Origin of the sequence: Acinetobacter piscicola (assembly GCF_002233755.1) — a bacterium.
Classification (GTDB): domain Bacteria; phylum Pseudomonadota; class Gammaproteobacteria; order Pseudomonadales; family Moraxellaceae; genus Acinetobacter; species Acinetobacter piscicola.
The window spans coordinates 1-11,339 of the sequence record NZ_KZ268708.1; the positions used below are offsets into that span (position 1 = coordinate 1).

Here is an 11,339-nt window from a genome sequence, read left to right on the forward strand (position 1 = left end):
CGACCTTTGACAGCATTACCGCGGGCAATAGTAAACTTGATACGACTGGTTTAACAGTAGGCACAGTGGGTGACCAAACTGTGATCACTAAAGATGGTATTACCACAGATAAAGTGAATGTGGGTACTGTTGTTATTGATAGCAGCACCAACAAGATCAGTGGATTGACAGCAGGTTCATTGGCAGCAGGTTCAACCGATGCAATCAATGGAGGGCAGTTACATAAAGGACTAGATGCTGTTAAAGATATTCTTGGTGGTAATGCAACAAACAACTCAAGTGACCCAACAGCACGCAATATAACAATGACCAATATTGGTGGAACAGGCAAAGATAACATCCATGATGCGATCCAGTCTGTATCTAACAATGGCGTTCAATACGATAAGAATGTTGATGGTAGTACCAACTACAACAGCATCACAGCAGGTAATGGCAAAGGCACAACAGCGAATAGCACCAAAGATGCAACGACAGGCAAGATCACTACAACAGGTGGTACGAGCTTGAGCAATGTTGCAAGTGCGGGTGATTACACCAATGTTGCAAATGCCTCTAAAGCGGTGAATGCGGGTGACTTGAACAATGCGGTTTCAGATGCAACCAATGCAGCCACTACCAAAGGCTTTGCATTACAAGCAGCAGATGGCAGTAAAGTACAGAAAAACCTAGGTGAAGCTGTAGAAGTCATTGGTGCAGATAGTAACATCACCACCAAAGTGACTGGTGGTAAAGTTGCGATTGAGTTGAACAAGAACTTGAACAACTTGACAGGTATTACAGTTAACAATGGTACAGATGGGACAACTGGCTCGACAGTTATTGGCAAAGACGGCATTTCGGTTAAAGACAATGCAGGTAAGACCGTTGCAGGCGTCGATAACACTGCTCTGACTGTGAAAGATAGCAGTGGTAATGCTGAAACCAGCATTAACAAAGCAATCAACACCTTAAATACAGCACAAAGTACATTAGACAACTACGCAGTGAAGTATGATGATAAGTCAGGTACGCCAAATAAAGACAGCGTAACTTTTGCAGGAACAACATCAAGCAGCACCAAAGATGCGACAACAGGCAAGATCACCACAACAGGTGGTACAAGCTTGAACAATGTAGCGAGTGCGGGTGATTACACCAATGTTGCAAATGCATCTAAGGCGGTAAATGCGGGTGACTTGAATAATGCTGTTGTGGATGCTACAGGAAGCATTGTCAATAAAGGCTTTGCGTTAACTGCGCAAGATGGACAAACTGTACAGAAAAAACTGGGTGAGTCTGTTGAAGTTGTTGGTGACGATAAGAACATTTCAACTGAAGTGAAGAATGGTAAGGTTGCCGTTAAACTTGCCGATAACTTGAATGTTAACTCGCTTACTACAGGTGATACAGTTATTAAGAATGGTGGCGTAACTGTTGGCTCAAATGTCACTCTAGGTAATACTGGATTGATTATTACCAATGGTCCAAGTGTAACGACAGCAGGTATTAGTGCAGGTAATAAAGCCATTACCAATGTATCGAATGGTGTTAATGCAACAGATGCAGTGAATAAAGGACAGTTAGATACAGCGATTACTAATGTTCAAAATAAAGTTGATCAAGTTGCGAACAACGCTGTTCAATATGACAATGCAAATAAAGATTCAGTAACGTTATCGAATAACAATGGTAACGGAACAAAACTGAATAATGTTGCAGATGGTACTGTTACACAAGGTTCCAAAGATGCGGTGAATGGCGGTCAATTGTGGAATGTTCAACAACAGATTACCAATATCAATAATGGTACTTCTGGTCTTGTTCAACAAGCTGATAAATCTGCGCCAATTACTGTCGGTAAAGACACTGGTGGTACTTCAGTAAGCGTGGCAGGTACGGACGGTAATCGTGTGGTTACTGGCGTTAAAGATGGTGCAGTGAATGCAACGTCAAAAGATGCGGTCAATGGTAGCCAGTTGAATAAGACCAATCAGACAGTTGTTGACTATCTGGGTGGTGGAGCTGGTTATGACAATATCACAGGTAGCTTTACGACAGCTCCGACCTATAATGTTGGCAGTAGTAGTTATAACAATGTAGGTGGTGCAATTGATGCATTGAATCAAGCGGATCAAACATTAAACAATAAAATTGATAATGTGAACAATAAGCTTGATAACGCATTCCGTGTCACCAACAACCGTATTGACGATGTTGAGAAAAAAGCCAATGCAGGTATTGCAGCTGCATTAGCGATGGAATCAGCACCTTATGTTCCTGGTAAATATACTTATGCGGCAGGAGCGGCATACCATGGTGGTGAAAACGCGGTAGGTGTGACATTACGTAAAACTGCAGATAATGGTCGTTGGTCTATCACTGGTGGTGTTGCAGCAGCATCTGAAGGTGATCCAAGCGTACGTATCGGTATCAGTGGTGTAATTGACTAATTCACTAGACAAGGAAGGTTTGCGAACCTTCCTTTTTCTTCCCTAATTTTAGAGAGATAAAGAATGAAAGCATTCAACAAAAAAATTCTGTTAAGTGTAATCAGTGGTCTAGTGATGTCTTTAAGTCATGCTGCTGAAATTGAAACGCAAAACAGTCAGGAAATACATTTTCCTGAATTGAAAGACAGTTATTTAAAACAAGTACCGCGCTATGAATATGACAATGTTGCACGATTAGATACAGGTCTGAGTAAAGATCAAATCCGCCATATTTTAGGAAATCCACAATTTTCTGAAGGCTTATTTGCGGTTAAAACTTGGAATTACGTGCTTGATATTAGAGAACCTGATTCAACGCAGTATAAACGTTGCCAATTGCGCATTGATTTTGACAAAGGCTATTTATCTAAAAACTTGTATTGGAAAGGTGAAGCTTGCCAAGGTTTAATGGCATGGGGAATCAATAATCAATCTGATGTAGAACAAAGTACGATCTCTCCTACGGAGCAAGCAGCAACGGTTTTATTCTATTTTGATCGTTCAGATAAAAAGGGTATTAAAAATCCAGATGTGATTGGAAAAATTGTTGATGAAATTAAACAATCCAATGGTAAAACTGTACAGGTTTCTGGTTATACAGATCGTTTAGGATCATTTAAGTATAATCAAAATTTATCTGAAGCAAGAACTAGCACTGTTACACAGCTTTTAGTTCAGCAAGGTGTCAATGTTGAGCAAATTCAATTTGAAGCAAAAAACAAAACAGATGCTTATCAACAATGTTCTGGGGTAAATAGAAAAATTCAATTAATAGAATGCCTAGCACCGAATCGCCGCGTTAATATTTCATGGTAAAAGTGATAGAGTTAAACAGGGAATTGGATAACAGCATGAAAAAAAGACTCGTTGTATTCAGCTTATTGATGAGTTTAGCTGGTGTGAGCAAAGCAGAAACACCATCTGTAATGCAGGTTTTACAAAAAACACCACAATGGGGTTTGGTACAAACTGGAACGGCATGTATTGAAAAATATCGCTTTTTACCATCAGGTGAAGTTTTGATTGAAAGCAATCAAGAGAGAGTTTCGGGAAGCTATAGTTTTATTACCAAAGAAAATAGCTTTGAATTACCGGCTGTTGTGATTGGTTTCCAAACAGACAATCAAAAACCTGATTGTACAGGAAGCCGTGAGAATCAGGTTGGGGTGTCGACCACGAACTTTTTAAAGAAAGAATCGGATCAGAAAATCTATTTTTGTATCGATTCTTTTGGAAAGAACTGTCCAGTTTATCTGCGTCCAGAACATTAATTTAAATACTTTGAGAAATACCAAATGAAGAAAATAGTATTCGCAGCACTTGGTTTAGGTTTGGCTATGCAAGCGCAAGCTTTTGATAAATCACAAGTCAATTTAGCCAATGATTTTTGGGGAATGTGGTCGATTTACAATGCTAAGACGCAATGTACTGAAACTTATCAATTCACCAAGCCGCAACAATTTACCTATACCACCAAACAGAAAAAAATGACGGGTGAGTTTGCTGTACTCAGAAGTAATGACGCTAAAACTTTAGACATTCTGGCGATGAAAGTGAAGACAGATAATAAAAAAGCAGGCTGTGGTGGACAACCAGTAGATTATACCAATGCTGATATTCGATTGAGCCTGCGTTGGATGTCTGCAAAAACTGCTGAGCTTTGTACAGATCGTGAAGGCAAACAATGTACAGGTCTATATTTAATTAAACAAAAGTAATTACGTTTGGAATAATTAGGCTTCTTCGGAAGCCTTTTTCATCGATGGATTTTGTATAATTCAGTTATATTTATTACTTTAATTTATGTTTTTTTGAAAAATTATTCATATAAGTTTTGTATTGTATTCTCAAATATCAGTTTATATTAGTTCTTAGAATACTCGATTGACAAATAATCGTTGAAATCATCACAAATCACGATGCTATAAAAATGATCCTATGTTTGATCATCTGTTACACAACATCTTATAGTATGATGTAGATATATTTCGACTGATTATCAGTTTTATTCTGCCAAAATGAATCATTGAATTCATTTCAGCTCAAATAATGTTGGAAGTAAAAATGCCTGACTATCGCTCAAAAACATCGACACATGGAAGAAATATGGCTGGCGCACGTGGCTTATGGCGTGCGACAGGAATGAAAGATGAAGATTTTGGTAAACCCATTATTGCGGTGGTCAACTCATTCACGCAATTTGTACCTGGTCATGTTCATCTGAAAGACTTAGGTCAACTCGTGGCACGTCAAATTGAAGCGTCAGGCGGTGTAGCAAAAGAATTTAATACCATTGCCGTCGATGATGGTATCGCTATGGGGCATGATGGCATGCTCTATTCACTACCTTCTCGTGATTTGATTGCAGATTCGGTTGAATACATGGTCAATGCGCACTGTGCCGATGCAATGGTATGTATTTCCAACTGTGACAAAATCACTCCGGGAATGTTGATGGCATCTATGCGTCTAAACATTCCAGTGGTTTTTGTGTCTGGTGGGCCAATGGAAGCGGGCAAAGTGAAAATCCGTGGAAATGAGCATGCGATTGATCTTGTCGATGCCATGATTGTCGCAGCAGATGACAGCTTTACCGATGAAGAAGTCGCAGAATATGAGCGTTCAGCATGTCCAACATGTGGCTCATGTTCAGGTATGTTTACTGCAAACTCGATGAACTGCTTAACTGAAGCATTAGGTTTATCTTTACCGGGTAATGGCTCTACGCTTGCAACGCATGCCAACCGTAAAAAGTTGTTTGAGCGTGCAGGTCAGTTGATTGTTGAAATTACCAAACGTCACTACGAACAAAATGATTACAGTTTGTTGCCACGTAACATTGCGACGAAAGCATCGTATGAAAATGCCATGACTTTAGATATCGCAATGGGTGGTTCGACCAATACGGTACTGCACTTATTGGCGGCTGCGCACGAAGCAGAAGTTGATTTCACCATGGATGATATTGATCGTTTATCGCGTAAAGTACCAGTACTGTGTAAAGTTGCACCTGCGAAGCAAGACGTTCATATGGAAGATGTGCATCGTGCTGGCGGTATCATGTCAATTCTTGGTGAATTAGACCGTGCAGGTTTATTAGATACGTCTGTACCGACCGTACATGAAAAAACCTTAAAAGATGCTTTAGATAAGTGGGATATTATCCGTACTGAAGACGAAGACGTATATAACTTCTTTAAATCTGCACCGGGTGGTGTACCAACGCAAACTGCATTTTCTCAAGATCGTTACTACTCGCGTTTAGATGGCGACCGTGAAAATGGTGTGATTCGTAATGCAGAACATGCATTCTCTAAAGATGGTGGTTTGGCTGTCCTTTATGGCAACATCGCACTTGAAGGCTGTATTGTTAAAACGGCAGGCGTTGATGATTCAATCTTGAAATTCAACGGCACAGCACGTGTATTTGAAAGCCAAGATGCAGCTGTGGAATCTATTCTAGCAGGCAAAATTGTTGCTGGTGATGTGGTGGTGATTCGTTACGAAGGCCCACGTGGTGGTCCAGGTATGCAAGAAATGCTTTACCCAACCAGTTATTTAAAATCTAAAGGCTTAGGCAAAGATTGTGCACTCTTAACAGATGGCCGTTTCTCTGGTGGTTCTTCAGGTCTTTCAATTGGTCACGTTTCTCCTGAAGCAGCTGAAGGCGGTGCGATAGCATTGGTTGAAGATGGTGACCGTATCGAAATTGATATTCCAAACCGTACCATTCACTTGGCAGTTGATGATGCGACAATGGCGCACCGTCATACAAAACAAGAAGCAAAAGGTTGGAAACCTGCGGAAGAGCGCCCACGTAAAGTCTCTAAAGCCTTGAAAGCTTATGCAATGCATACGACAAGTGCTTCAAAAGGTGCTGTTCGAGAGCTCTAAATACGAATAGCTACGACTTTAAAAAATAGAAAAAGCACTCACAGATTGAGTGCTTTTCTATTGTAATTGACCTAAATGTTTTAATTCACTTGGGATTTTGGACATTGATCATTTTGAGCTGAATTGTTATAAATTTTTGAGTCATTCATTCGTATTGATTTTTTTCAGCATCTGAGCAGAATGGATGCTATGCTTGGACGAGTTTCAATCAAATTCTATTTATTTTTAAGTGCTTATTTCGAGGCCCCAAACATGTCATTGCTACGCCGTTGGTTTGATCCAATCCGATCGAGTTGGTTTTATCAAAAACCAACCCGTCAAGAGGTGTTATCCACGGAGCATGGGCTGAGTGTTTATTTGCGTTTAGATGATGTGTATAGCTATCTTGCCGTACAACAGTTGCCACAACTTGAAGAGATACTCCGAGATGATCTTAAACCATTAAAAGTCATCATTTCAAATACTTCCGCAGAACCCCCCAATGCGATGACTGTAGAAGAATGGCGAGCATATACTCTAAATGATGCCAAAATTCTTGCAACTCAACATCGTTTTAGCTATGACAATGAAAAACCTGAACAACCCACCCAAGAAGCATTACAACAAGCGGAAATTATTCTAAGAAATACACCATTAACAGGTCAAAATTTTCTCTATTTACTTGAAGATGTGTTCCATATGTTATGGCAACAACAATATGGAAAATTACGTACTTTATTCGTTATGGCGAGTAAACATCAAAAACCACAAAATTTTCCAGAGCGCATTTTTAACAATACACCTGTTTTAGAAAGTTATTTTGAATTTGGTGGGCGTAAATATCATGCTGTAGATGATTTATTACGCTTAACACGTCGTTTAAAACAGCAGAAATTATTGATCGATAATCCAATTTTTTTAATTAATCACATCGAATGGCGTGAACATTTGATGAGCGATGCAGAGGAACTCACTGAAATTCAAGCGATGCATCCCGAGTTGGATTTATACATTGCTTTAGAAGATCCGATTAGTTGGTTATTGCTGGCATATATTAAAGAGGAACTGGCAAATTATTATAATATCCAATTGAATTTATTCCCTTTAAGTTATCACGGGCGTGACTTTTTTGATTGGAGCTTAGCGACTCGCTTATCAAAACGTACTGAAGTCAAATTTACTCCATTTTGTAGGCCAACAAAGGAAAGTATTCTGAATATGGCGCAGCTTTATTACAGTGTGCCAGAAGAACAACGTGTAGATGCGATGTATGAAATTTTACAAGCAGTTTGGACACGTGGTCAGGATTTATCGTTCCAATCACATTTTCAAAAATTACAGCGTGATTTAAATATTGAAAAAGTGATTGATATTGATGTTGAAGCACTATTAGAAAACAATGATCGACAATGTGCTGAAAAGCATCAGCCTGATTTTCCTGTTTTAGAATTAAGAATAGAAGGAAAGCGTTACGTATTTAACAGTCTATATCGTGTTTGGATGATTGAAAGTATTTTTAGTAATGTGTTAGAACAGAAGTATAAGGCAGAGAATGCGCTAGAACGTGCTCAACAAGACGCAGAAGAACAGGACATAGAAGAATCAAATGATGAAAAAAGAGAAGTGTGAATCGTTAGAACAAGTCCGTGAAAATATTGATCAACTCGATCAGCAATTGATTGATTTAATTGCAACTCGCCAATTTTATGTCGATCAAGCCGTGCGGTTTAAGCGAACTACAGAAGATGCTCAATCTCCTGAGCGTGTGCAGCAGGTGATTAATAAAGTACGTCAAAAAGCCTTTGAAGTCGGTACAGATCCTGACTTGATTGAAAGCATTTATAGAGAAATGATTCAGCATTTTATTCAACGAGAATTAAAAGAAATTAGACCTTAAAACAGTAATTTCACACTTGTGATGATGGGTAAAAATCGTGATCACAACCACATCAAACGAGCCTCAATTTTTAATTGAGGCTGTATTCCAAAATGAATGATTTTACCGCCGTTATTGATGTTTTAGCATTGCTTATGAAAAATGAGGTAATGCGAAATGATCGGTTTTGTTGTTGGCGTATTTGCTATTGCGGGAATGATTAAAGGAACAATTGGACTAGGACTGCCAGCTGTTTCTATGGGCTTATTGAGCTTGGTGATTAGTCCTTTTCAAGCAGCAACATTATTGATTATTCCTTCAATGGTGACCAATATTTGGCAACTTTTTGCCGAAGGATATGTTTGGCGTTTGGTGTGCCGTTTTTACTTATTATTGATCGGTATTGTTGTTGGTTCAATTTGGAGTATTTTTCCAACATTGGGGCATGCAAGTGGACATTTCCAAAGTGAAGCTTTATTGGGGGCAATGCTGGCTTTGTATGGTTTATACGGCCTCTTTTCAAAAAATATGCCCAATCTTGCAACACATGAAAAATGGTTATCTCCGATCATAGGTTATTTGGGAGGGGCTTTGACTGTTGCTACTGGGGTTGTGGTCATTCCAGTGGTGCCGTATTTGCAATCTTTACATCTGAAAAGAGATGATTTGGTGCAATCACTCGGTTTGGCTTTTACTGTTTCTACGATTTGTTTAGCTGTATTTCTATATTTAAATCCTGTTGAAAATACGCCAATCGATTATAAATTATCATTGATTGCTTTAATTCCTGCACTCATCGGTATGTGGATGGGTACAAAGATTCGTTACCGTATTCCAGAGCAAAAATTTCGCAAAGTGTTTTTCTGTGGATTGGTGATTTTTGGAATGTATGCTGTTTTGCATCAGCTTAGAGTGATTTAAGTTTAAGATTTTAAGTCCTCATCCAAAATCAATTTAGATTTTTGTGAAAGTAAAAACTGGGCAAAGTGTTGGTAAGCTGTTGGAAGTTCATCAAAATTTTGTGCAGCCAAAAGTAGTTGGCGCTTTGCCCATTCACCTGTTAACTCAATTTGATGAAATGCATATTGTGGTTTTAACCGCTGTGCTGCTCGTTTAGGCATAATTGCGATCCCTACGCCGTTGGCAACCACTTGAGCAATAGCGCTAAAATTAGGAAGTCTTAAACGGTATTGAATTGCACAATTGAGTAACTTTGCCTGAGTTTCTATAGACTGTTGTAAAGAATGATATTGCATGAGCCCTACAAAAGGATAATTCAAACTGTCGATGAGTTTTAATTCAGTATGTATTTTTAATGGATGATCAGTGGGGCAAATCAAAACCAATGGATCGTCAAAAAAGTCCAAAGTTTGAAGTTGTTGTGAGTTAAAGAAACTGGAAATTAATCCCAATTTTGCAGAACCTTTTTCAATCGCTTGAATAATATCGTTGCTTTCAGCTTCTTGTAAATCGATTTGTACATGCGGATTTTCCACCAAATATTGGGGTAATAGTGCAGGTAAATATTCACTTTGAGCAGATGAATTACACCATAAGCTCATTTGTGCTGTTAGACCTTCAGCATAGGGCGACATTGCCTGTTCGAGTTGTTTTCTTTGTTGAACTAATAACAAAGCTTGTTCTGCAAAGGTTTGTCCTGCAATGGTCAGTTTAACCCCAGAAGCATGACGGATAAAAAGAGTGGTTGCATAGTGTTGTTCGAGTTTTTTGATACGTTCACTGGCTGCTTGTAATGAGATGGATGAACGTTCAGCACCTTTGGTGAGGCTTCCTGTGTCCACAATATTGAGGAAAAGTTGTAGATCAAAGAAATCTAGACGCATAGTGATGAGATAAGTTGGTTTTGTTTGATTATAACTGAGAGTATCAGTATTTTTGCTGGCTATTGTTCATTTTGAACAGTTTCATAATTTAAATAACCTATAACACCACCACCTCCATCTTTGGGGTGATTGATACCATTCATGATAGGAATTTTGGTGAAATCGAAAGGCGATAGGTCTGCAATACATGCAACATTGACTCCGAATTGTTCAGGATTAGAACGTCTCTGATGAAAAGTATAAATGCCACAAACTGAACAAAAATAATGTACTGCTTGCCCTGTATTAAAACGGTATTCGGTTAGTTTATCTTTGCCTTCATAAATGTCTATTCCTGACAATGGTGCAGAGACTGCGACTGCACCACGCATGCGACAAAAAGAACAATTACATCTTCTGATTGTATTGAAACCGTCTGTGAGTTCAACGGTAAATTTAACTGTTCCACAGTGGCATCGAGCAAGTTTCTTTTCAGCCATCAATTATCTTCCTTACTTTATTTAACTGATTTGGAATTTGTTGATTTTCAAATTAAAGAATGAATGCTCTTAATTTATCAAGGTTTGTATAAAAAATGCGCTTAATTTAAATTTATGTTATATTTAATCTCAATTGAGATACAAAAAGGAGTGTAGTGTGTCTTCGCAAACTTCAATGTTGCATGTACGAATTGATGATGAAACCAAGTTGCAAGCACAACAAGCGTTAAAAGCGATGGGTTTGTCTGTTTCCGATGCTGTACGCATTTTTTTGACACGTGTTGTTGCAGAACAAGCAATTCCGTTTGATGTGCGAGTACCTAATGCTGAGACTGTTTCAGCAATGAATGAAGCAGATGATCTTATTCAGAAGAAAAAAGCACGTTTTGAGACAGTAGAAGGCTTGTTTAATGACCTCGAAAAAAACAGCTCAAGATAAACGTGCTGTTTTGGCTCGATCATCGGATTATACAAAAGAGTTTTTAGCAGATTGGCAACGGCTTTCTCGTAATGGTCGTTATGATATGAAAAAACTCAAGACAGTGATGATGCTGCTGATTGCAAATGATGAGCCTTTAGGAGTTGAATGGAAAGATCATGCTCTGACAGGTAATTGGATCAATTATCGTGAGTTGCATGTAGGTGGAGACTTTCTGCTTATTTATCGTATTGAAGCTTTATCTAAATTCGATATGATTGTTTTTGTTCGTGCTGGTACACATAGTGAATTATTTTAAAAACAATGTGATAAAAATTTTCCAACAAAAAAGCTCCCTCAGGAGCTTTTTAAATTGAT

General features: G+C 38.6%; 12 protein-coding genes. 10 read left to right on the forward strand and 2 right to left on the reverse strand.

Annotation, left to right across the window (positions count from 1 at the left end):
* The 8 genes from CDA10_RS03855 to CDA10_RS03890 all read left to right on the forward strand — a co-directional run.
* Positions 1-2,432: YadA-like family protein (locus tag CDA10_RS03855; RefSeq protein ID WP_228704591.1), on the forward strand; the 2,432-nt coding region annotated here is incomplete at its 5' end.
* Positions 2,433-2,495: 63 nt separating this feature from the next.
* Positions 2,496-3,287 carry a trimeric autotransporter adhesin/peptidogylcan-associated protein TpgA gene (tpgA, locus tag CDA10_RS03860; protein ID WP_089604180.1) on the forward strand — a complete coding sequence of 264 codons (792 nt, stop codon included), beginning with the start codon at positions 2,496-2,498 and terminating at the stop codon, positions 3,285-3,287.
* Between the two features lie 35 nt (positions 3,288-3,322).
* Positions 3,323-3,742: a hypothetical protein gene (locus tag CDA10_RS03865; protein ID WP_089604181.1), complete on the forward strand. Its 420-nt coding sequence runs from the start codon at positions 3,323-3,325 to the stop codon at positions 3,740-3,742.
* 24 nt (positions 3,743-3,766) lie between these two features.
* Positions 3,767-4,189, forward strand: coding sequence for a hypothetical protein (locus CDA10_RS03870; RefSeq protein WP_089604182.1), 423 nt, complete (start codon positions 3,767-3,769; stop codon positions 4,187-4,189).
* A 346-nt stretch (positions 4,190-4,535) separates the two neighbouring features.
* Positions 4,536-6,365, forward strand: a complete 1,830-nt coding sequence (gene ilvD / locus CDA10_RS03875) for a dihydroxy-acid dehydratase (protein WP_089604183.1) — start codon at positions 4,536-4,538, stop codon at positions 6,363-6,365.
* A gap of 252 nt (positions 6,366-6,617) precedes the next feature.
* The gene (locus CDA10_RS03880) at positions 6,618-7,973 is read left to right on the forward strand and encodes a hypothetical protein (protein ID WP_089604251.1); all 1,356 of its coding nucleotides are present in this window, start codon (positions 6,618-6,620) and stop codon (positions 7,971-7,973) included.
* Complete coding sequence (locus CDA10_RS03885) at positions 7,951-8,241, forward strand: chorismate mutase (RefSeq protein ID WP_089604184.1); 291 nt, start codon at positions 7,951-7,953, stop codon at positions 8,239-8,241. Before CDA10_RS03880 ends, CDA10_RS03885 begins: the two co-directional genes overlap by 23 nt.
* A gap of 156 nt (positions 8,242-8,397) precedes the next feature.
* Positions 8,398-9,141 (forward strand): sulfite exporter TauE/SafE family protein, encoded by a 744-nt coding sequence (locus CDA10_RS03890; protein WP_089604185.1) that lies wholly within the window; start codon positions 8,398-8,400, stop codon positions 9,139-9,141.
* Between the two features lie 2 nt (positions 9,142-9,143).
* Here the strand turns inward: CDA10_RS03890 and CDA10_RS03895 are convergent, their stop codons facing one another.
* Both CDA10_RS03895 and CDA10_RS03900 read right to left on the reverse strand, forming a co-directional pair.
* Entirely contained in the window at positions 9,144-10,064 is a 921-nt protein-coding gene (locus CDA10_RS03895; protein WP_089604186.1) for a LysR family transcriptional regulator, read from the reverse strand.
* Positions 10,065-10,123: 59 nt separating this feature from the next.
* Entirely contained in the window at positions 10,124-10,543 is a 420-nt protein-coding gene (locus CDA10_RS03900; protein WP_089604187.1) for a GFA family protein, read from the reverse strand.
* Positions 10,544-10,700: 157 nt separating this feature from the next.
* Here CDA10_RS03900 and CDA10_RS03905 point away from each other — a divergent pair, with 157 nt between their 5' ends.
* Complete coding sequence (locus CDA10_RS03905; protein ID WP_089604188.1) at positions 10,701-10,982, forward strand: type II toxin-antitoxin system RelB/DinJ family antitoxin; 282 nt, start codon at positions 10,701-10,703, stop codon at positions 10,980-10,982.
* Entirely contained in the window at positions 10,954-11,280 is a 327-nt protein-coding gene (locus tag CDA10_RS03910) for a type II toxin-antitoxin system YafQ family toxin (protein ID WP_089604189.1), read from the forward strand. The genes CDA10_RS03905 and CDA10_RS03910 overlap by 29 nt, the downstream gene beginning before the upstream one ends.
* The last annotated feature ends 59 nt before the right edge of the window (positions 11,281-11,339 follow it).